Source organism: Paenibacillus mangrovi, from assembly GCF_022898935.1.
Lineage (GTDB): Bacteria > Bacillota > Bacilli > Paenibacillales > Paenibacillaceae > Paenibacillus_AQ > Paenibacillus_AQ mangrovi.
Genome location: NZ_JALIRP010000001.1, coordinates 254,024 through 274,506, shown reverse-complemented (window position 1 = coordinate 274,506; position 20,483 = coordinate 254,024). Strand labels below are relative to the sequence as shown.

The window sequence follows — 20,483 nt, the reverse complement described above, 5'->3', positions numbered from 1 at the left end:
CATCAGCCGATGACGCAGCTTCCCAGAAGCTGGTCTCCCCATCTGAGTTCAAACATGTCTCCTGCAGCACAAGGACCGACACCAGCAGGCGTGCCCGTGAAAATCACGTCACCTTCACCAAGACCATAATTGGTGCCAATATAATCAACGATCTCCTGCAGTGAGAAAATCATATCTTTGATATTCCCGCGCTGTACCTCCGAGCCGTTTTTATGTACCGTAAAGTTTTGTTCCCCTGCTGCCGCTACACCAGGAAATTCGATAAAGGCGGAAATCGGCGCGGAATTTTTGAAGCCCTTGGCAGCCGTCCACGGATGTCCTTTTTTCTTGATCACCGTTTGCACATCCCGCAATGTAAAATCAATGCCAAGCGCCATTTTGTCCACCAGATCATCTACCTTAACCCCTGGCTCATAGGAACGGCTCACGCGAAGAACCATCTCTCCTTCATAATGAACCTCTCCCTTTTCCTGCGGAAGTACTAAAGTCTGTCCTCCAAGTTCAACAGCTGCATGGGACGGCTTCATGAAAATCATCGGTTCATCAGGTACATCGTTTCCAAGCTCTGCAGCATGAAGCTGATAGTTACGACCCACACAATATACGTTATGAATCATCGTCATATCATCCTTTGATAGTTTAGTATGATGTCTAGTACACAAACGTTTTTTTCCACACATCAGGGCGGTTGGTGCATATCAAAATTTCCGGGGAAATATTCGCCAGCCGATTCATGCGTCTAGTATCATCCACCGTCCAGGCCATGACCGTGATTCCTGCTGCTTTCAGCTGTTCAAAAAGATCATGATCCAGGTGAGAGTACCCGATCGACAAGAAGGAGCATCTGAGAGACTGCAGCCGCTCCACCAAATCTTTGGGCCGGGCATCGATAATCAGGCCGGTCTTAATATCCGGATTGATTTGCTTCGCCTTGAGCAGAGCGCCTGTATCAAAAGAAGTCAGCACGACATCCTGCTCCATGTGATATGAAGCAACCCGGTCAATAACCGCTTGCTCAAGCCCGGGATACATATCCCCTGAGGTTTTAAGCTCAATGTTCAGGTGCACGCGGCCGCAGCTAAGTCGAAGGACCTCTTCCAATGAGGGAACACGTTCCCCATGAAAGTCTCTGCTCTTCCAGCTTCCTGCATCTAGGCGGTGAATCTGCTGCCACGTATAATCCTTGACCTTGCCAATGCCGTTTGTCGTTCGATCCAGACTAAAATCATGTATGACCACAGGAATCCCGTCTATCGTAAGCTGGGTATCAATTTCCATCCACTGCACATAAGGTTCTGCAATAGCCATCCGAAAAGCAGCCATCGTATTTTCCGGAGCTTTCCCGGAAAATCCACGATGCGCCACACATAGATTATTCATCCTTCTCCCTCCAAACTTTTGCTAATTAACAATAAGATTATTGGGCTTAAGATCCCGGAGTAACTACACCATCACTCGAGATTTTCACGCCGCCGATGGATAAACCCTGCAGCTCTTTCATCAGCTGGCTTCCCTCTTGGGCATTCATGGGTACCGGCTGACCCAGCTCGGCATGGTAAGGCGTAAGCTTCATGCTGCAGCCGGATTTCGGTTTACAGGTCGCTTGAAACACGGCTGTTTTCCATGTCGAGGGAGTGCTGGATTTCGTAAAAATAAAGTTCCCTGTACTATATGCAATCCACTTGCCTTTATACTGCTCAAGTCCCTGTAGGACATGCGGGTGACCGCCGATAACCAGATCGGCTCCCGCGTCTACAAAATCATGTGCAAGCTTGGTCTGAACGGCGTTCGGCGTCAGGGATCTTTCAATGCCCCAATGCGTCATGACAATCACCAGGTCCGCTTTCTTACGGGCATTCGATATCGTCGTCATAACGCGGTCGTGATACCCTTTTCCATCATAAACGCTCGCCACACCCGGTTTGTTGTCTCCAGCCGCCCAGCTCGGCTCAGGATATACCCGGCTGCAGCCTACGACGGCAATGGTCATGCCGCCCCGTTTGAAATACTGCGGCTCATAAGCACGCGCTGCATTCTTGCCTGCACCCACATACTGAATGCCGCTTTGATCCAAATATTTGATCGTATCCAGCAAACCGACCTCGCCTTGATCAAGGATATGGTTATTGCCCAGATTGACAACATCCATACCTGCGGCATGCAGGGCATCCAGCGCCTTAGGCGAGGATTTGAATACATACTGTTTGTTCTGGGCGCTCACGCCGCCTGTAGTCACTGGCGTTTCCAGATTTCCAAGCGTGAGATCATCCTTCTTGAATGTATCTCCCAAATATGCGAAAGGATATGAATATCCTTTTTTCTCCAGAACTTGCTCCACCTTGCTTGAGAAGATCATATCGCCCACAAAATTAATGGTGACGGCCTTGCCGTTATCGGAAGCGATGCTCTTTTGTTCTTCCGGTACGCTTGCGTCCTTCTGGCTGCTGCCTTCTGCAGCATTTCCTTCATCTCCGGCCGGAGATTTATCATGGGTATCATTAGATGACTGGTCTTTACCGTCCTGGTTCGAACCCTGCTTCTTGGCATCCACGTCTGTTTTTGCCGGCTGCTTATCAGGCTCTTTGACCGGCTGATTGACCGACTGTTTGGCAGGCTTCTGAACCGGCTGATCTGCAGCATTCGTTGAATGATGATCCTGAGAAGAGGATGTCTCAGCTGAGGAGCCCTGTTCTTGCAGCGGGTTCTCTTTCTTCTCTATACCAGCAGGAGCCGGATTCGGCGACTGCATTCCTGCTGCGCTCTGTCTGTCATTAATAAAATAGTAGGATAATAGAACGACAATCATCAAAAGCAATGAGGCATTCATTGTCAGCCACAGACGCCTTTGCCTTGATTTCCGGTTCTTCTGACCGGAACGTTTTTTCTGTGATCTCGGCGGATACATTGTTCCTCCTAAATTTTTTTCATATTTTGATAGATTTGTTTTACAGAATCCATACTATTATATCAGGGCCGCACAAGCAAATAGAACCTCCCGCTAATGCGGGAGGTTCCATAGAGAAATAGCTGTATTCTAGACCAAATTTGATTGTTTTAGCTGATCGATGACGGAATCACAAAGCGTTTCCATATACAGCGGATCGCTGTTCAGCATGTCGATACGCATTAAGCGCATATCCAGCTCCTTGGCGACTTCCTGTGCTTCGATATCCAGGTCATAGAGAACTTCCAGATGATCGGATACAAAGCCGATCGGAGCAACCAGCACATTTTCAACCTGTTCCTTGCTAAGATTACGGAGAGTCTCCAGAATATCTGGACCCAGCCAAGGCACCGAGGTGCGTCCGGCGCTCTGCCATGCAAACTGCCAAGAGGTAACACCTGTTTTTTCAGCAATAGCACGGGAGGTTTCCAACAGCTGTTCCGGATAAGGATCGCCAAGCTCCAGAATTTTCTCTGGCAGACTGTGCGCGCTGAACAATACCCGTACGTCGTCACGTTCGGCTCCCGCTTCCTTGAAAAGATCGAGCTTCGCGTTCACACGGCGGCTAAAAGCTTCGATCAGCTGTGGATGCAGATGATAGCTCTTCACAAAGGTAAATTCCACGCACTGCTCATCCGCTTTCGCTTGCGCACGCTTGATATAGCTTTCCACGCTCATTGTGGAGTAGTGAGGGGCAAGCACGATGCCGACTGCCTTTTTGATGCCGTCTTTGGCCATCTGCTCCACGCCGTCTTCAATAAACGGACTTGCATGCTTCAGACCCTGATAGCAGACAAATTCAACTTCGGATAAACGAGGATTCTCATTTAACGCTTTTTGCAGGCTGTCTACCTGATGGTTCGTATTTTCACGCAGCGGGAAAACGCCGCCTACAATAGCTTTATAACGGTCAGCCAGCTCTTCAAGCTGCTCAGGAGATGGAGCATGTCCACGGCGGATATGCGTATAATACGCTTCGATACCTTCGATGCTTTCAGGAGTTCCATAGGACATCACAAGCACGCCTACTTTTGTTTTCACGAAACGATCACCTCTTGATTAATATGGGTCTAGATTTAATAGTTTATTATTTTCCGTTCTTCAAAGCTGAGGCCGAATACTCATGGATATACTCAGTGAGCTCCTTCAGTTTGTCCAGCGACGCTTCAGGGAACAAACCATGTCCCAGATTGAAAATATAGCCTGGTTCCTGAATGCCTTCGTCAATGATTTCTTTAGCATACTGCTTGATGATGTCCATAGGAGCCGTCAAAATATACGGATCGAGATTACCCTGCACTGCAAATTTGCCGCCAGTACGCTTGCGTCCTTCTGCGATGGAAACTCTCCAGTCCAGACCAATGACATCCGCCTGAAGCTGTGTAAGTGTCGGAAGCAGCTCGCCGGAGCTTACGCCAGGGAAATATATTTTGGGTACATTCAAATCTGAAAGTTCGGCAAAGATACGAGTAATGGTTGGCAGCACATATTTTTGAAAATCTTGCGGCGCAAGCGCACCAACCCAGCTGTCAAACAGCTGAAATGCCTTGCCGCCGTTCTGAATATGGGCCCGCACATATGTAATCACCATATCGCCCAGCTTGTTCATCAGCATGTTCCAGACCTCAGGCTCGCTGTACATTAGCGTTTTCGTCAAAATATAGCTTTTGGAAGGACGCCCTTCAATCAGGTAGCTGGCAATCGTAAATGGTGCTCCAGCAAACGTAATTAAGGGAACCTCAAGCTCGCGGTCCAAAATGCGGATCGTCTCCATAATGTGGGACAAATCCTTGTCGATGTCGATCGGACGCAGCTTCTCCACATCGGCTTTACTGCGGATTGGATTGTCAATGACCGGGCCGATATTTTTGACAATATCAAAATCAACGCCAAGCGAAGCTACCGGGTTCATAATATCCGAATACAAAATAGCAGCATCCACACCCAGCTTGCGCACCGGCATCATTGTGATTTCTGCTGCAAGCTCCGGCTGACGGCAAATTTCAAGAAGCGTATATTTTTCTTTGATTTTGCGGTATTCAGGATCGTACCTGCCCGCTTGTCTCATATACCAGACAGGAACATGATCTACGTCCTTTTTATAGCTGGCTCGTATGAGTGTATCGTTGTAGGTCATGAAAAGGCCTCCAATTATTTTAGAATTTCTCTAATCAATATTATGCCCTTTTTAAAAGTAAGTAACAACTGGCTGCCTATTAAATCACATGACAATAGTATGAATTCTGCTACCCGGGCCGCCTTGGGTAAATATGTTATACTGAAACAATCTGTGTTTTTCATGTTGCTATTGCAGTCACAAGAGAAAGGAAGTGAAAAGCACATTGAAATCGTGGAAAGTCAATTTGATTGTACTTTGGATTGGCCAGTTTCTGGTCAACTCTGGAATGACAATGATTACCCCGTTCCTGTCCCTGTATCTGGCGAAGGATCTGGGAGTTCAGGGTGAGCAGCAGATCGGCATGTGGGCAGGATTGATTTTTGCAGCCAATTTCCTGACCTCATTTATTTTTCAGCCCTTTTGGGGTAAGCTTGCCGACCGTTACGGACGCAAAATCATGCTGCTGCGCTCCGGCTTCGGGATGGCGATTGTCATTACACTGATGGGCTTTGCCCGCAATCCATGGGAACTGCTGCTCCTCCGGCTGCTGAACGGTACGATATCGGGCTTCAACCCGGCTTCGGTTTCCCTGGTATCCAGCACGACCCCGAAAGAACGGATGGGTTTTGCAATGGGGATCATGCAGTCCGGCTCCGTGGCAGGAACCATTCTCGGCCCACTCATTGGAGGGAGCCTTGCGGATCTGTTCGGATTCCGCCCTATTTTCTATATTATCGGCATTCTCATCTTTGTAGCCACACTGCTTGCGCTCTTCCTCGTCAAAGAAAACTTTAACCGCGAAGAAGCCGCGAAAGTCCCGCAAATCTCAGTTCTAGCCGGATTCAAAGAGCTGGCGCAAATCCCTCAGCTTCCGGCTTTGTTCGCCGTGACCTTCCTGCTGCAGTTCGCTATGATGAGCCCAATGTCGTTGCTGCCGATATATGTTGAGAAGCTTCATGGTTCGACAGTTAATCTCGCCTTCTGGGCCGGCATGGTCACCGCCGTTACCGGCGTGTCCAACATGATTACCTCACCGATCCTCGGCAAGGTCAGCGACAAGGTGGGAGCTCACCGCATCTTGACCTACGCCCTGATCGGAGCCGGGCTTACGATGATTCCACAGGCTTTTGTGCAGTCCGTATGGCAGCTGATTATCGTGCGGTTTTTGATGGGTATTTTCATGGGAGGCTTGCTCCCAAGCGTCAATGCCCTGATCCGCTCGTATACGCCTGACGGCATGGAGAGCCGGGCGTTCGGCTTCAATACGAGCACGCTTGCGCTCGGCAACATGCTCGGCGCGGTGGTCGGAGGCTTCTTATCCGGCTTCATTGGGATTGAAGGCTTGTTTATTATCTCAGGCTGTATGCTTCTGCTGAACATGATTTGGGTACGGCTCAAGCTGTTCAAACATCGCAAATCGCCTGAATACCGTTAACCCGCAAAATACCCCCACAAAGTGGGGACTTTGCTTCGAAGCGGATTCAGGAACTTTGCGGGGGCCCCGGAAATTATGAATTCCAATAGATTAAAAAAGGTGGGCAGGATGACATCCTGCACCACCTTTTTTTGTACCTGGTTGCTGTTACGCCTGCGGCTTCACCATAGCGACAGCCAATCCGTCGTATGCCGGCAAAATCGTGCCGATTAAACGCTCATCGGTGGCCATCTGCTCGTTAAATCGGCGGATCGCCTGAACCGATGGGCCATTTTTGTCTGGATTCAAGGTTCTTCCGCGCAAAAATGTGTTATCACCGGCAATGATGGCTCCCGGATTCGCAAGCTCAATCGCATATTCCAGATATAATGGATAGTTCTCCTTATCGGCGTCGATAAAGAAGAAATCGAATTTCCGGCCTTCCTGCTTAAGCTTCTCTAAGCTGTCTGCGGCTTCGCCGATCCTATATTCCACTTGTTCCCCGAACCCAGCTTCGGTCAAATGCTGAAGGGCAACGTCTGCGAATTCCTTCTTGAGCTCCAGTGACGTAAGAAGACCTTCGGATGTCAGGCCTCTGGCCAGACAAATACCGCTGTAGCCGCCCAGTGCCCCGATTTCCAGCACCTGCGACGCTTTGGTTGCCGACACCAGCAGGGTCAGCAGCCGGCCATAACCCGGTGCGATCGAAATCTCCGGCATACCCTTCTCGGCAATATTTTGTTTCACACGAGCAAGCTGCTCATCATTTTCAAGAAAATGGTCCGCGTATTCTTCAGGACTCATGGCTAAGACTCTCCTTCACTTTCAACATTCAACATTCAATCATTGATGGCGTTAACTTATGGTTTGTTTCTGAACTCACATTCACCTATACTATTATAGAATGGTTTGAAGACTTATTCGAGCTTCAATTCCATTTATATACGACAGGCTCAACATTCTGATTAGTATTTGACAAGAAGCACAGGTAGCGAATGGGACGGAATCGTTCTGAAGAAGCGAAGCGGTCGCCTGAAAGCTTTCCAAAGGAAAGCTCGCCTCGAAAGCATGGGCTGTCTCCGAATTTCAACCTTATAAAGGTTATAATCAAGAAATTTGGAGACAACAGTGATCGGAAGAACGATCCGTAACCGCAGCGGACTCCTCGCACAATTGTCAAGAACTAATTCCTATGTTAATCCATAACTTACAAACTGAAATAAAGGCTGAAAATGGAGTTGAAACCGCATATGCCCCGCTTGCAATTGATTGCAACCGCACCGATGGGCCTGGAGGCCATCGTCGCGCGTGAACTTAAAGATTTGGGTTACACCGACCTTGAGGTCGAAAACGGAAGAGTTACTTTTGCAGGAGATCTCAAGGATATCTGCCGCTGCAACCTGTGGCTCCGCACCTCGGACCGGATTCTTGTAAAAATGGGTGAATTCCCTGCCAAAACCTTTGACGAGCTGTTCGAAGGAACCAAGGCGCTGCCTTGGGAAGACTGGATTCCGTCTGACGGGGAATTCCCTGTCGAAGGGCGTTCGCATCATTCCCAGCTGAGCAGCGTACCTGCCTGCCAAGGGATTGTTAAAAAAGCCATCGTCGAAAAATTGAAGCAAAGCTACCACACCGATTGGTTCCAGGAAAACGGCGCTCGTTACGTCATCGAAGTGAATCTGCATAAAGATGTGGCGCTCCTTACGCTGGATACAACGGGACCGGCCCTGCATAAGCGCGGCTATCGCAAGCTAGTGACGGAAGCGCCGATCAAGGAAACGATGGCCGCTGCTCTGCTGCAGCTCAGCCGCTGGAATGCTTCCCGGCCACTTTATGATCCATGCTGCGGTTCCGGCACCTTCCTGATCGAAGCCGCTATGATGGGCTGGAATATCGCACCGGGACTGCGCCGCTCCTTTCCTTCCGAGCACTGGCGCATCATCCCCGAGCAGCTGTGGACAGAAGCGCGTGAAGAAGCTTATGACTCTGTTCAGGATGACGAGCCTTTGCAGCTTACTGGAAGTGATATCGATCCGCAGGCTATTGAAGTCGCCAAAGCGGCTGCCAAAAGTGCAGGCTTTGGACGTGAAATCACGTTCAACGTCCTCCCTGCAGCTAAAGCCAAGCCTGAGGGTGAGTATGGCTGTCTAATCACCAACCCGCCGTACGGGGAACGCTTGAGTGAGAAAAACGAGGTTGAGAAGCTGATTCGCCAGTTAGGCCATACCGCTGCACAGCTGCCGACCTGGTCCTTCTTCGCCATCAGTCCGACCAAGCAGTTTGAGCATTACTTCGGCCGTAAAGCCGATAAGAGACGCAAGCTGTTTAACGGCCGGATCGAGTGCCAATATTATCAGTTCCTGGGGCCGCTTCCGCCGCGCAAGCATTAAGACTGCGAAGCATATGTTCAGCCTGCGGAAAAATTATTAATTCTATAATCTTAAAAAAATCCCGGATCGCCTGAAAAGGCAGTCCGGGATTTTTGGTTATGACGAAAAACTGATTAGAAAAACAGCTTGTCAGGATCTGTACCGATCCGCTTATTTTCGTTCAGCGCATCGATTAGCTTCAGCTCGTCCTGCGTCAGTTCGAAATCGAAAATATCCGCATTCTCGCGGATGCGCGAAGGCGTTACCGATTTCGGAATCGTGACGATTCTATTCTGAATGTCCCAACGCAGTATGATTTGCGCCGGCGATTTCCCGTATTTCTGGGCGATGCCGAGCAGCGTCGTGTTATCGCTGAGCTTGCCCTTCATCAAAGGAGCCCATGCTTCGATCTGAATTCCGTGAGCTCTGCAATAGTCATGTAGCTCCTGCTGAGTCAGCCCCGGATGTAGCTCCACCTGATCGACAGCCGGCACTACATTGCTGTCCTTCATGAGCTCTTGTAAATGATGAACGTGGAAATTGCTCACGCCAATGGCGCGGATGCTGCCTTCATCGTACAGGCGCTCCATCGCTTTCCACGTATCCTTGAATTTATCTTTGCCCGGCCAGTGGATCAAATACAGATCGATCACATTCAGTCCAAGGCGTTTCTGGCTATCTTCAAAAGCGCGAAGCGTAGAATCGTATCCCTGATCATCATTCCATACTTTGGTCGTGACGAAAATTTCGCTTCGGGCAATGCCGCTATCAGCAATCGCCTTGCCTACTTCCTGCTCATTACCGTACACGGCGGCGGTATCAATGCTGCGGTACCCTGTTTCCAGTGCAACCTTGACGGCTTCATATACTTCATTGCCTTTCGCCTGATATGTACCGAAACCAAACCATGGCATGGTAACTCCGTTGTTCAGAGTGGCGCAGTCCGTAATGTGTTTCATGTCCTTCACAACCTTCCGTGAATAATGAGATGCATGATTAAGAAAGCATGTCCATTATAGCATAGAGAAGAATGATTCCCAAAAAAGCCCCTCCTTCATAGAAGCAAAAATCCTGCAAAGTTCGATACTTTGCAGGATCAGACAGGCAACTTATTTCGTTTATTCTCCGTGATTGTCAGAGGCTATGGAAGCCAAGCGGCTTTTCTCCTCTGCCAGCGCTTCCTCCACCAATTCGACGGCTTGTCCATTCAGGCTGTCGCCGGCCTGGTCAACCGCCAGTTCCGTATGAGCAAGCGTGTTCGTAGCCTGCTCCACCATTTGTTCCGTGGGGTGGGACATTGCCTGGGAAACCGCATTATGCAGCTTTTCCACCGAATTTTGCGCTTGGGAAATCGGATTTTGCGTTTGAAGACTGGAATCATGTCTGGATGCCATGGGCTGATCTCTCCTTCACTCGAAAGTTCCTATCCATCATATAGGATGGAGCTTCCTGCAAGGATCTATGCACAGCAATCCCGTAAGCATTTTCCAGTATGCGGTCCTATGACTTAATAAAAGGCTCCATCTTCGCGAGTACTTCCGCCTCTGTCGGTGCACTGATATATCGACCGTTCACATAAATAAACGCCCGTTTGCCGCAGGGGCCGCAATACGACTTGCATCCGATCTGAATCTCGCTATCCGGAGCCATTTTCTTCAGCTTCGGAACAAGACTCTTCAACTGTATATGGTTACACTTATCACATATACGGATATCATTGGCCATGGTTCGCACCCTTTTCTTCCATATTCGAATAACCTTTAGTGGTCACCGTGATTCCCCTTGGATGGGTTGGTAATGACAAAGCCTTCATTCGGAAAGTAGAGATAGTCCACTTTCACTCCATCAAGCATCGGTTCATTGCGGTTAAGCAGCACGTCGATGCCCTTGTCCGTGCTTACAACCTCATCGTTCTCTCCCGGCTTGTCCAGGTCCAGACCATAGTGTGCGTGATCTCCATGAGCATGGGTTACCAACACACGCAGCTTAAGTCCGCTGTTTTCTTCTTTCTCCAGTTCCTTTTGAAGAACCTTGGCAGCATTACGTGTAATTTTGCATTTCATTGGGGCTGCATCTCCTGTTTTGACATGATTAGGATTTCGGCTAATCCTTTAAAACGATAAATTGAATTAATGCTTCTTTTATTGTAAAGAAACGCTCAGCGCTTCGCAAGACGACTTATCTGTTTCTCCCTTTCGGCGAGGGATGGATGTCGGGTGCGGATAAAGATGGGTATTTCTTTTCCATGCGGGAAACGAACCAGCCCATTACTATGAGCGTGACTCCAATATCATCAATCGGGACAAAGGGCATGACATCCGGCAAAACCCAGTACAGCAGCACCGGAACTACAAATGAAAGCTTGTCCAAGATGGAAACCTGTGAGGAGCTGAGATAACGCCACAATTGACCTGGCATATGTGACCATCGCTGGATTGGAGGCAGTTTTTTCCTCTTCATGTATGTCCAATCCCTTCCTGTGAACTAAATGTGAAATTTTCGTAAGAAAAATATCTATCGACGTATCTTGAGAGAGGAAACGATCGTACAAAACATGCTACGCCCGCTCCCTCTAACGTATTATACGTAACTTTACAGAAAATGTTTCAAAGTGTTTTCATATCGATAACAGTTCGGCGATGACAAGACCGGTTTCGAGTGCGACATTCTCAAAATCGTCAAGCGGCAGTGGATTTTTGCCGAGGCCAATCTCAACTGTAAATCCCGGACGCCTAAACTCCTGAATAAACCAGTCCTTATACCCTGCATCGCTGCCTTCTAGCTTTACGGGACGGTATCCGCTTGCCTGACCAAGTCTCCGCGACATTTCCCGGCTTTCCTTCGGCTCATAATTGCGATAATTCCAATAGATCTCCTGTCCCTGACTGTGCAGAGAAACGGCAGCATCCGGAGAAGTCTTCACGGTAAATGCCGCGAGTGCAGCAGCCTCAGGCTCACTGAGTGGCGCAACCCCCGCATAATCTTTAGGACCCGGGGATTTTTTCCCGCGGCGCTGCACCTCTTCTTCCCAATGGGCAGGGAACTGATCCCCCAAATCCACGCCATTAAGGTTCGCCTTCCAGTGACGATAATCGATACGCCCTCCATTCCATTCGGTTAACTGTTCATAATAGGGATTATTCGGCTGAATTCCTTCCTGCACGAGTTCCACGCCATCCGGATTCACCATCGGTACAACCCACAAGGTACACTGGGCAAACCATAGTCTTGGATCATACCCATTCCAGCGCTTGACTTCCTTGAGAGCGTAAGCATAATCTTCAATAAAACGCATGATGCAAGGTGTCGTTATCCACTCATTCGCATGTATGGAAGCGTTAACATGAATGATTCTGGCACCTTCCCCGATCCTCAGGTAGGGAATTGGCTTGCCCAGCACGCTTTCACCAATCGTACCTCCTGCAATTCGCGGATAGGACTGTGTGAGCCTCCTGATATCCTGAGTTAGCTGCTGGTACCCGTATTCTCCCTTGAGCTCTACAATTCGGTTCTTTTCGGTGTGTGGCAGCACCAGCATACGTCCTTCTGGAAAATAACTCCCGGATATTCCCGGGTTCATCTCCAGCAGTGATGCTTCCTGAACTTGAAAAGCCTCTGCCACTTGATCCAGGCTGTCGCCCGGCTGTATAACATATCTTCTTCTCGGTGAGGACGGTAAAAAGATAATCTGTCCCGGAAGCAAATATGGCTGCTCCTCTGCCCAAGGATTGGCATTAATAATATGGGCCTTGGATAATCCCCTGCGTGCGGCGATTCGCTCCAAGGTATCCCCCTTACATACGGTATACTGCTGCATAGACGTCTTCCTTTCCGGCGGCCTATGATTGACCGCTGCTCTGCGATGTTCTTTTGGAAAGTGTATGACTAAGGTACCTTGGCCCATGCGAAAAAAGAACCCTGTTTGAGCAGAGTTCTTTTTCATTTTCCGATATGAACTTTACGATTCAAAAAACCTGGCAACCTGCCAAACCACCGGAGTACGCTGGATCTGCTCTCCGAGCCAAGTCTTGGCGATTTTCTGAAATATATCTGGGTCCCCGCTGCAGAAAAACTGATGTACCGGACTTTCGTTGCTGCTCGCAAGCTGTCCCTTATCATAGAGGATGGTGCTGACTTCCCTCGCGGTTTCATCCGCCGAGCTGATCAGCTTTACTTTCTCTCCCATAACCTCCTGAATGGTCTCCTTCAAAAAAGGATAGTGGGTACATCCCAGGATCAGGCAGTCTATCGGGGAGCTTTTCATGCCCCTCAGGGAATCTTCAACGATTGCTGTCGTTTCATCCGAGCGGAACCGTCCCTGCTCTACAAGCGGGACCAGTGCCGGACAGGCCTCACTGAGCACTTCCACATATGGCGAAAGCTGGTGCAGTGCTGTCGTATAAGCTCCGCTGCTGATTGTGCCGATCGTACCGATCACACCAATATTCCCTGTCCTTGTGGCGCTGATCGCCGCTCTGGCACCCGGATGAATGACACCAATCACTGGTATGGACACTTTTTCGGAAATATAATCCAGTGCCGCAGCCGTTGCTGTATTGCAAGCGATGACAATGGCTTTGGGGTTAAATTGAATCAGAAAATCCACGATTTGTTCCGTGAAATGCTTTACTTCCTCGGACGAACGGGGTCCGTAAGGTGTGCGGGCCGTGTCTCCAAAATAGATGATTTTTTCCCGTGGAAGCTGTCTCATCACTTCTTTGACAACCGTTAAGCCACCCACACCCGAGTCTAATATTGCGATTGCTTGCTGCACGAACACACCGCTTCCTTCTTTTCGATTTATACTCTTTCTTTTTTAACATATGAAAAATAAAGATTAAACGTACCTCACATCATAAATCAAATCCACCGGAGGTTCAATGGCCTATGCCATCATGAATACGCGCAAAAGCAGGCTCCGCTTCCCATAAACAGGAATAAGAGCCCACCTGGATCAATGCTGTGTTTTACAAGTCGCCAGCGTCCTGCTTCGAATTCTCAGCAATAATCAAATCCTGCTCGCCGTCGTCCTCACAAGAAGAAATTTGGGCCAGCTCGAGGTTCTCTCCAGCGTCCCCCTGCCCGGATCCGGGCGTGCGCCAGTTGCGAATATCTTGAATGACATTTCCGGCCGTATCTTTAACCCTTTCGATCAGAAAAGCACCCTGCTCGCCGACTTTGCCTGCCAGCTCCGTTGTCTTACTTCCAACCGTTCTGGCGCCTTCAGTGATATCCTGGCGAAGCTCCTTGCCGGATTTCGGCGCGAGCAGCAGTGCCGTTACCGAACCTACTACACTGCCGATCAAAGCGCCCCACAACAAGCTTTTGTTCTTTTCCTTCATCGCTTCATCTCTCCTTCGGCTCAGGCATGATCATCCGATAGGGGCTCAGACTGACGCTTGAAGGAATGCCAAACCGTGAGTCCGGCATCCAGCCAGCGGAAAGCCTCCGCTAAATGGAGCTCATTTTCCCGGTGGGCTCTCTCCAAACGTTCCATGGCAGAATCGGTCACGAGCTGCATGATGGAATCGGCCCGCTGCACCGTTTTCGATAGGCTCTCACCAGCCAGCTTCAGCGATTCGCAGAACGGCTCCACTTCCTCTACCCGTTTCTGAAGCAGCGACAAGGTCGCCGAAGCCTGCACGAGCAGCTCTTTGGATTCGGTAGCCAGCTGGGAAATCTCCTGACCGGTCTTGCCAAGCACGTCTTCTGTCCGCAGCAGTACTCTTCTCAAGGTATGTAGCAGAAGCATTGCTGCAGCGGCGAACAGTATGAATCCGCAAGCAAGCAGTACCGCGCCCCATTCCACCATGGTGTGTCACTCCCTTCACCCTTACGGGCTAATGCCTATTTGTAGGATATTATAAGCAGGGGAAGGTCGTCTTGACACAAAAGACAGCATTTATTTTCAAAAAAATATTACGGTGTAAAAACCGCCTATAGACGCAATTAAAAAACAACAAGCCCACTCCGGCAGTCAGAATGGGCTTACCTTATATTGAACCTTATCATTTAGATGCCATTTACAATACGAGCTCTTGCTGGATATATTCACGTACCTGAACGGCGAACTTATTCAAAATATCCGGCAGCACCGGTGTCAATGGATGCAGCTCGCTCCGGTTCCACGAATAATACTCCTGCACCAAAGGCTTGCGGAGGCTAACCAACTTCAAAAGGACATCGAAGATTTCATCATCGAATACCTTTTCCTCATGGTTGATCTCCATGATGTCTTCATAACTGCTGGCGTCACGCATAATGAAGCCGTCGATCAAATAGCTCCCTACATCTGTTACAACTTCAATCGCCAAATGCAGTGCACGCTCCTGCACCATACCGAGCACGACGCTTCCGTCCCAGGACTCGGCAGCCTTTGTCAAACTTTGGGCAATTTGCGGAATCGCGTCTAGTCTATGCTGAATTTGTTCCTGATTTACATAATACACGGCCTGTACCTCCAAGCTGCAGATATTATTCGCCTTTTTTACCGCGGCGCTTGAGCCAGAAAAACATGACAAAAATAGCCACGACAAACACGACAAGCAAAGTCAATGTCTCCATCGGGTATTCCAAATCGCTCATAAACAGTCTTCCTATCTGCTAGATTTCGTAATCCACACTAACGGATAATTCCTTTACTTCATTCAAATGGCGGATGACTTCCTGATGTACAGGATGCACCTGATAAGCCTGCAGATCTTCCAGAGAAGACACCTCGGTTACGAGAGCAATATCAAAAGAGCGCTCCGAATGGATCACGTCCACGCCCACCTCAATCGCCAGCAATTGCGGAATTTGCCCTTTCATCGCGCGCAGGATCGCTGCAGTCTTGTCAACGCTTTCCGGAGTTCTGTCTTTTAATTTAATGAAAACAATATGTTTAATCATGGCATACATTCTCCTTGTCCTACTTGTAAAAGGTTACAAAAAAAATATACCATATCCATCCGCACAGGAAAAGAGAAGTTATAAAACAAAAAGCCCCGGAAACCGGGGCTTTCAATCTTAACGCTCGTCGTGCCAGAAATTCATCGGCGTCATGTCATTCGTAATCGGCTTGAACGTGTAGCCTTCCGCCTGGATTGACTTGATCACCTTAGGCAGAATGGAAACGGTAGCTTTCTGATCGTGGAACAGGACGATCGGCGTAACTCCTTTTTTCTCCATATTTTTAATGTCTCTCATGACATTGTTATAAATGGTTTGCGGGTTGCTTTGATATCTCCAGTCATTGGAGTCGACGTTCCAGTCCCACAGATGATATCCTGCAGCGGCCGTTTGATCGCGGTATGATTTCGTGAAATACGGCTTGCTGCCATATGGCACGCGAATCAGCTTCGTGTATACACCCGCTGCATCATGCAGCTTTTTGTTGTCCATATTCATCTCATTCAAGGCCGAATATGGTGAAGCGTAAAACTTGTTTTTCTGATGCGTCATGCCATGAAGTCCCACGCCATGCCCTTCTTTGACGATACGCGCAGTTGAAGCAGGATGACTGGCAATCTGGTTGCCAAGCATAAAGAATGTTGCCTTCACATTATACTGTTTCAGCACATTCAGCAGCTGAGGCGTATATGGAGACGGACCGTCGTCAAATGTAATGTAAATCGTTTTGGAGCCTTTACCTGATTCGGGCTTGGATGGTTTGGCTGGCGGAGGCGTCACCGCCTTATGCTGCTGAATATAGCTGCTGTATTTGGCAGCAAACTGCGCATCTGTCAGCTTAGCGCCGCTGTTCAAGGCACGATAAACATTCTGCTGTGGCAGATAGGACAGCTTAAACCCGAATTTCTCGCTGATGACGCGGAACGCGATAAATGTTCTGCCGTTTTTCACAAAGGTATTGCTGCCATTTGCCGGCAGCGTTACGGACTTCCCACCGCTATGAGTCAATGTGACATTACCCTTCGAGTACTGTACAGTCACATTCATAGCCGCTGCTGTTTGAACAATAGGAACATATAAAGTGCCTTTATGTATGACCGGGGACATCGGATAAGTGATTAGCGTGTCATTAACCGCAGCAAAAACGGAATATTTTACCGTATCTACTGAGCTTCCTTCTGCTGTTGCAGTGATTTGTCCTGCGGAAAAAACGCAGCTGAAGATAAGCACAAACGATAATACCCATTTAGAGCATTGCAATAGCTTTTTCAATTCTCTCTACCAACCTTTTTTGCTTATTTTGACTAGATTTGTAGGCGCGAAGCTCTTCATGTGATCCTCTCAAATCTATTCGATCGAATCTAGTAATCTAGTTCCATTGCATTGTAACTGAATCCGTGAGCCGTTTCAATTTCAATTCAGTAACCATTTTTGTAACCTTATTGGTAATTGAAGGGTATAAAGGAGAATGATAGGGAAAGACATATGCCAAACAACCTGTTTCTGCCGTTGTGAGCGGCATTTTACTAGGAAGAAAGACGGAGAGATGGGCGATAGTTACTATTGAAATAAGGTCCATAAAAATGTAGAATTTTAAGAAAAACTGTCGGAGGAAATATGCCTACACAACAAGAACAACATTCAATTCAGGCGTGGTCTCTGATCAACCGCAAATATTTAGGAAAAGGTATACGCGTCAAGCGTTTTCGTAAGCCTTCCCGCTGCCAAATCCGCAACCGGGTACTCTTAGCAGTATTGATGGCAAATGATATCAAGCTTTCGCAGTTGGCTGAAGAGCTTGGCGTTTCTTCACGGAGCGTCAGTGCTTGGGTTTACGAGGGACGGATTCCCGGCAAAAAGAATCTCGACAAGGTGTGTCAGTTTCTCGGCTACCCGCATCATATTCTGTTTAACCGCGCCGTTACGGTGAACAGCCCGATTATCTGCCAACCATCATCTTCACGGTTTATGCGCAGAACACTGACACGCTCACCGGTGGACAACAAGATTCTCACGGGTCTATGCATGGTCCATGATCTATCCGTCAGCGACGTCAGCGAATGGATGCATATCCACCCGGGGACGTTCCGAAAATGGCTGCACCAGGGAACTCTTCCTTCTCCAAGCTTCCAGGATCGAGCCGAACTCTTTTTCCGTATCCCGAAATTCATCCTGTTTGCGGACTGCATTCTGCACGACTCTTGAATTCTCAGCCAAACGTCAAACCAAGCCATACCATGGTAAACAGCTCTATGATCCGGTATTCGCCCGGCTTATAGAGCTGTTTTATTTTGGGCATAGTAAGCTCCAATCTAGATGATGGAATTATTCATAGTAAAGGAAGGTGCGCTGTTATGAAGATTGGTAAGGATGCCGGGGTTGCATTTGGTGTGCTCACGGGTACGACGATGGCCAGCGGCTTGGCTTTTCTGTTCGGACTTGAGCCCGTTTCGGTGATATGGACGGTTAGTATTGGTGGTATAGCCGGTGCGGCAGCCGGACTAGCTGGTGCAGTACTGCTTGAACGTGTGGGATTTCTTCGAAGAACCAAAAGTTAACGTTGACGTTAACGTTAGATAGGATTACAATGATGTATGTCATTAAGAACATAAGGGGCGTTTTTTGTGATGGGCATATTTGAACAATTGAAAATAATCTTATAAATTTGGAGGTTATCTATTTTATGAATTCCCCAGCTTCACATCCTCTGGAACTTGAACAGAAGAAATCCGGGCTGTTATCCCAGCCCAAGGCAGTATGGGCCATTGCCTTTGCCTGCGTCATTTCCTTTATGGGTCTCGGACTCGTTGACCCGATCCTGCCGGCCATTGCTGAGCAGCTGCATGCCAGCAAAAGCCAGGTGTCCCTTCTCTTCACCAGCTATAACCTGGTCACAGGCGTAGCGATGCTGATCACGGGCGTCGTTTCGAGCCGGATTGGAATTAAGAAAACACTACTTACCGGTATTTTTCTGATTACGATTTTCTCCGCACTCGGCGGATTTTCAAGCTCTATCGCCCAACTCGTTGGCTTCCGCGGAGGTTGGGGCCTTGGTAACGCTCTGTTTATCGCAACCGCATTGTCCGCCATTGTAAGCCTGTCCACTTCCGGTACAGCCAAAGCCATCATCCTGTATGAGGCTGCACTGGGTCTTGGCATTTCTGTCGGACCACTCCTCGGCGGTGAGCTTGGCTCCATCAGCTGGCGCGGTCCTTTCTTTGGTGTCGCATGCTTGATGCTAATTGCCTTTTTCTTCATCATTTTTATGCTTCCTTCGGTTCCAAAACCTAAAAAAGCAAGTTCTCTTGCCGATCCCTTTAAAGCTTTGTCTTATCCGGCACTGCTGACACTCGGCATTACGGCGTTCCTGTACAACTTTGGGTTCTTCACGCTGATGGCTTATTCTCCATACGTCATGGGACTGGATGAGCATGGGCTCGGCTACGTTTTCTTCGGTTGGGGCATCCTGCTTGCCTTTACCTCTGTATTCGTCGCTCCCAAGCTTCAGAAGCGGTTCAGCGTCGTTAAATCCATATGTACGGTTCTCACCTTATTTACGGTCCTTTTGATCATCATGGGGATCGGAACTTACAATCATTCTCCTAAAACGGTTATCGTTAGCGTCATTGTGGCCGGTATCTTCCTCGGTATCAACAACACGCTGATTACAACGGCCGTTATGCAGGCTGCTCCTGTCGAACGTTCCGTCGCTTCCGCCGCATATAGCTTCGTCCGTTTCCTTGGCGGCGCTGTGTCTCCGTGGCTCGCAGGCAAGCTGTCCGAATGGTACAACCCACAAACTCCGTTTTATTTTGGAGCAGTGATGGTATTTCTGGGTGTAGTTACATTGCTGGTCCGTCGTCGCCATCTCACGCATATAGACAGAGCAGAAGGCCACTAAGAGGAATACACATCATATGAAGCGTCAAAAAGGGTATCCCTGAAGGTTCGTTGGGGATACCCTTTTTTTCATGCGATTCACCCGAACCGTCCAGAAATGTATTCCTGGGTCATGGCATTCTCGGGATTGGTGAAAATAACTTCTGTTTCGTTATGTTCCATCAGAGTGCCCATATAGAAGTATGCGGTGTAATCGGATATACGCGCCGCCTGCTGCATGTTATGGGTAACGATGACGATGCTCAGTTCCTTTTTCAGTTCGACGATCAATTCCTCGACCTTCGACGTCGAAACCGGGTCGAGCGCCGACGCAGGCTCATCCAGAAGCAGGATGCGTGGATTTACCGACAAAGCGCGGGCAATGCACAAACGCTGCTGCTGGCCGCCGGAGAGGGACAATGCGGACTGTTTCAGGCGGTCCTTGACTTCATCCCACAGTGCCGCTTTACGGAGGCTGGACTCGACGATCTCATCGAGCTGCTTCTTGTTCTTAATGCCGTGATACTTTGGACCAAAAGCAATATTTTCATAAATGGATTTATAAAACGGGTTCGGCTTCTGCCATACCATCCCGATTTTCTGGCGGAGCTGGATGACATCGGTGGAGGGATCATTGATGTCCACTCCGTCGATCCAGATGCGCCCTTTGATTTTGGCTTGCGAAATTTCGTCATTCATCCGGTTCAGCGATCGTAGAAACGTCGATTTGCCGCACCCGGAGGGTCCGATTAGAGCTGTAACGCTCTGTTCGGGAAAGTTCAGGCTAATATTTTTAACCGCTTCATATTGTCCGTAAAATACGCTGAGATGCTCGGTACGAAACGATGTTGTTTGCATATTGATGTC

24 protein-coding genes are annotated in these 20,483 nt (G+C 48.8%); 5 read left to right on the top strand and 19 right to left on the bottom strand.

Annotated elements, in window-relative coordinates:
• Positions 1-2 precede the first annotated feature (2 nt).
• The 5 genes from MUG84_RS01170 to hemE form a co-directional block, all read right to left on the bottom strand.
• Positions 3-623, bottom strand: a complete 621-nt coding sequence (locus MUG84_RS01170) for a fumarylacetoacetate hydrolase family protein (RefSeq protein ID WP_244718169.1) — start codon at positions 621-623, stop codon at positions 3-5.
• A 28-nt stretch (positions 624-651) separates the two neighbouring features.
• A complete protein-coding gene (locus MUG84_RS01165) occupies positions 652-1,380 on the bottom strand; it encodes a glycerophosphodiester phosphodiesterase (protein ID WP_244718166.1) in 729 nt (242 codons plus the stop codon).
• Positions 1,381-1,426: 46 nt separating this feature from the next.
• Positions 1,427-2,905 carry a CapA family protein gene (locus MUG84_RS01160; RefSeq protein ID WP_244718163.1) on the bottom strand — a complete coding sequence of 493 codons (1,479 nt, stop codon included), beginning with the start codon at positions 2,903-2,905 and terminating at the stop codon, positions 1,427-1,429.
• A 129-nt stretch (positions 2,906-3,034) separates the two neighbouring features.
• Positions 3,035-3,985 carry a ferrochelatase gene (gene hemH, locus MUG84_RS01155; RefSeq protein ID WP_244718158.1) on the bottom strand — a complete coding sequence of 317 codons (951 nt, stop codon included), beginning with the start codon at positions 3,983-3,985 and terminating at the stop codon, positions 3,035-3,037.
• 46 nt (positions 3,986-4,031) lie between these two features.
• Positions 4,032-5,081, bottom strand: coding sequence for a uroporphyrinogen decarboxylase (gene hemE, locus MUG84_RS01150; protein WP_244718155.1), 1,050 nt, complete (start codon positions 5,079-5,081; stop codon positions 4,032-4,034).
• A 205-nt stretch (positions 5,082-5,286) separates the two neighbouring features.
• Between hemE and MUG84_RS01145 the strand changes: the two genes are divergently transcribed.
• The gene (locus tag MUG84_RS01145) at positions 5,287-6,498 is read left to right on the top strand and encodes an MFS transporter (RefSeq protein ID WP_244718152.1); all 1,212 of its coding nucleotides are present in this window, start codon (positions 5,287-5,289) and stop codon (positions 6,496-6,498) included.
• Between the two features lie 147 nt (positions 6,499-6,645).
• On the opposite strand, the gene MUG84_RS01140 is transcribed toward MUG84_RS01145, so the two are convergent.
• A complete protein-coding gene (locus MUG84_RS01140) occupies positions 6,646-7,281 on the bottom strand; it encodes an O-methyltransferase (protein ID WP_244718149.1) in 636 nt (211 codons plus the stop codon).
• A 446-nt stretch (positions 7,282-7,727) separates the two neighbouring features.
• Here MUG84_RS01140 and MUG84_RS01135 point away from each other — a divergent pair, with 446 nt between their 5' ends.
• Positions 7,728-8,867, top strand: a complete 1,140-nt coding sequence (locus MUG84_RS01135; protein WP_244718146.1) for a THUMP domain-containing class I SAM-dependent RNA methyltransferase — start codon at positions 7,728-7,730, stop codon at positions 8,865-8,867.
• Positions 8,868-8,980: 113 nt separating this feature from the next.
• On the opposite strand, the gene MUG84_RS01130 is transcribed toward MUG84_RS01135, so the two are convergent.
• The 12 genes from MUG84_RS01130 to MUG84_RS01075 all read right to left on the bottom strand — a co-directional run bounded on the left by MUG84_RS01130 (position 8,981) and on the right by MUG84_RS01075 (position 17,009).
• The gene (locus tag MUG84_RS01130; protein WP_244718125.1) at positions 8,981-9,805 is read right to left on the bottom strand and encodes an aldo/keto reductase; all 825 of its coding nucleotides are present in this window, start codon (positions 9,803-9,805) and stop codon (positions 8,981-8,983) included.
• Positions 9,806-9,964: 159 nt separating this feature from the next.
• Positions 9,965-10,240 carry a hypothetical protein gene (locus tag MUG84_RS01125; protein WP_244718122.1) on the bottom strand — a complete coding sequence of 92 codons (276 nt, stop codon included), beginning with the start codon at positions 10,238-10,240 and terminating at the stop codon, positions 9,965-9,967.
• A 106-nt stretch (positions 10,241-10,346) separates the two neighbouring features.
• Complete coding sequence (locus tag MUG84_RS01120; protein WP_244718119.1) at positions 10,347-10,571, bottom strand: YuzB family protein; 225 nt, start codon at positions 10,569-10,571, stop codon at positions 10,347-10,349.
• A gap of 35 nt (positions 10,572-10,606) precedes the next feature.
• Positions 10,607-10,909, bottom strand: coding sequence for a HesB/IscA family protein (locus MUG84_RS01115; protein ID WP_244718116.1), 303 nt, complete (start codon positions 10,907-10,909; stop codon positions 10,607-10,609).
• 115 nt (positions 10,910-11,024) lie between these two features.
• Entirely contained in the window at positions 11,025-11,264 is a 240-nt protein-coding gene (locus MUG84_RS01110; protein WP_425313135.1) for a hypothetical protein, read from the bottom strand.
• A gap of 199 nt (positions 11,265-11,463) precedes the next feature.
• Positions 11,464-12,663 carry a M14 family metallopeptidase gene (locus MUG84_RS01105; protein ID WP_244718110.1) on the bottom strand — a complete coding sequence of 400 codons (1,200 nt, stop codon included), beginning with the start codon at positions 12,661-12,663 and terminating at the stop codon, positions 11,464-11,466.
• 141 nt (positions 12,664-12,804) lie between these two features.
• Positions 12,805-13,620: a glutamate racemase gene (gene racE / locus MUG84_RS01100; protein WP_342346083.1), complete on the bottom strand. Its 816-nt coding sequence runs from the start codon at positions 13,618-13,620 to the stop codon at positions 12,805-12,807.
• 193 nt (positions 13,621-13,813) lie between these two features.
• The gene (locus MUG84_RS01095; RefSeq protein WP_244718103.1) at positions 13,814-14,188 is read right to left on the bottom strand and encodes a YtxH domain-containing protein; all 375 of its coding nucleotides are present in this window, start codon (positions 14,186-14,188) and stop codon (positions 13,814-13,816) included.
• A 20-nt stretch (positions 14,189-14,208) separates the two neighbouring features.
• Positions 14,209-14,658: a hypothetical protein gene (locus MUG84_RS01090; RefSeq protein ID WP_244718100.1), complete on the bottom strand. Its 450-nt coding sequence runs from the start codon at positions 14,656-14,658 to the stop codon at positions 14,209-14,211.
• 211 nt (positions 14,659-14,869) lie between these two features.
• Entirely contained in the window at positions 14,870-15,295 is a 426-nt protein-coding gene (locus MUG84_RS01085; protein ID WP_244718097.1) for a DUF86 domain-containing protein, read from the bottom strand.
• Between the two features lie 154 nt (positions 15,296-15,449).
• On the bottom strand, positions 15,450-15,737 hold the full coding sequence (locus tag MUG84_RS01080; RefSeq protein ID WP_244718077.1) for a Dabb family protein: 288 nt from the start codon (positions 15,735-15,737) through the stop codon (positions 15,450-15,452).
• Positions 15,738-15,854: 117 nt separating this feature from the next.
• Positions 15,855-17,009, bottom strand: a complete 1,155-nt coding sequence (locus tag MUG84_RS01075) for a polysaccharide deacetylase family protein (RefSeq protein ID WP_244718074.1) — start codon at positions 17,007-17,009, stop codon at positions 15,855-15,857.
• Between the two features lie 345 nt (positions 17,010-17,354).
• On the opposite strand from MUG84_RS01075, the gene MUG84_RS01070 reads away from it, so the two are divergent.
• From MUG84_RS01070 to MUG84_RS01060, 3 genes are all read left to right on the top strand, one after another.
• Positions 17,355-17,942, top strand: coding sequence for a helix-turn-helix domain-containing protein (locus tag MUG84_RS01070; RefSeq protein WP_244718001.1), 588 nt, complete (start codon positions 17,355-17,357; stop codon positions 17,940-17,942).
• A gap of 149 nt (positions 17,943-18,091) precedes the next feature.
• Complete coding sequence (locus tag MUG84_RS01065) at positions 18,092-18,295, top strand: hypothetical protein (RefSeq protein WP_244717998.1); 204 nt, start codon at positions 18,092-18,094, stop codon at positions 18,293-18,295.
• A 125-nt stretch (positions 18,296-18,420) separates the two neighbouring features.
• Positions 18,421-19,638, top strand: coding sequence for an MFS transporter (locus MUG84_RS01060; protein ID WP_244717995.1), 1,218 nt, complete (start codon positions 18,421-18,423; stop codon positions 19,636-19,638).
• Positions 19,639-19,715: 77 nt separating this feature from the next.
• Here the strand turns inward: MUG84_RS01060 and pstB are convergent, their stop codons facing one another.
• A complete protein-coding gene (pstB, locus tag MUG84_RS01055) occupies positions 19,716-20,474 on the bottom strand; it encodes a phosphate ABC transporter ATP-binding protein PstB (RefSeq protein WP_244717992.1) in 759 nt (252 codons plus the stop codon).
• Between the last annotated feature and the right edge of the window lie 9 nt (positions 20,475-20,483).